Origin of the sequence: Pseudoalteromonas sp. MMG007 (assembly GCF_018100985.1) — a bacterium.
GTDB lineage: Bacteria > Pseudomonadota > Gammaproteobacteria > Enterobacterales > Alteromonadaceae > Pseudoalteromonas.
The window spans coordinates 1-1,131 of sequence record NZ_JAGJEI010000042.1; the positions used below are offsets into that span (position 1 = coordinate 1).

The following is a 1,131-nucleotide window of genomic DNA, read 5'->3' on the forward strand; positions in this document are numbered from 1 at the left end:
TAACACCACCACATTAAGTGAAACCGCAACGCTTGATACGAATGCGCCCAGTATTAATATCAACGCATTAATGGATACAAATGATACAACGCCTAATGTAAGTGGTACTAGCAGTGCGGTTAATGGCACAACCGTAAGTTTAAGCTTTACAGACAGTGCGAATAACACCACCACCGTAACAACAACGGTTACAGACGGTGTATGGAGTATAGAAGCGCCTGTTGATTTAGCTGAAGGCAACTATGAGGTTACGGCGAGTGTTACTGATGGAAGCGGTAATACAAGCACAGCAGTAGAAAATGGCGTCATTGATACTACGATTCCTAATATAGCAGTAAGTGATCTAGATGTTTCGAATGACACCACTCCAACGATCACTGGTACCGCGAACGCACCGCAAGGTAGCACTGTGACAGTTGAAATCACCGACAGCAATAACGTTACTCATACGGTTACAACTACGCTCGGGGCTAATGGCACCTGGAGTGTGGCCGCCTCACAAGTACTTGCTGAAGGCAGTTATACAGTAAGTGCAAGCGTAAGCGATACGGCGGGTAATGCCGCGACGGCCACCGGCGCAGGAGAAGTAGATACTGTTGCACCGACACTTGAGTTAACCAGCCCAGGTTCAAGTAACGACGTAGCCCCAACGTTAAGCGGTACCAGTGATGCCCCTGAGGGCACAGTGATCAGCTTTACCGTAACGGATGATTTAGGGGCCGAGCAAACGTTCACCACCACAGTGGATGCTGATGGCAACTTCTCAGTAGAAATACCGACTGCATTAGCTGAAGGCCCTTACAGCATCGAAGCAAGTATTAGCGATGTCGCAGGTAACAGCAATGATATTACCGGTAGCGGTAACATCGATACCACCGCACCAAGTGTGAGCGTGGATGCACCAGCACTCACCAACGACAGTACCCCAACAGTGACAGGCAGCAGTGATGCGCCTAACAGCACCATCACCGTCACCTTTACGGATGCGGCCAATGCAGTTCAAACCATTGATGTGCAAACGGATGTTAATGGTGACTGGAGTGCTACTCCAACAACTGAGTTAGCTGAAGGCAACTACAGTGTTAGCGCCAGCATTACCGATGCAGCAGGCAATACCGGCACGGGCACAGA

General features: G+C 49.4%; 1 protein-coding gene. It reads left to right on the plus strand.

Annotation, left to right across the window (positions count from 1 at the left end; genetic code table 11):
• The coding region (locus J8L71_RS18320) for an Ig-like domain-containing protein (protein WP_211001796.1) at positions 1-1,131 on the plus strand (1,131 nt) is incomplete at both ends.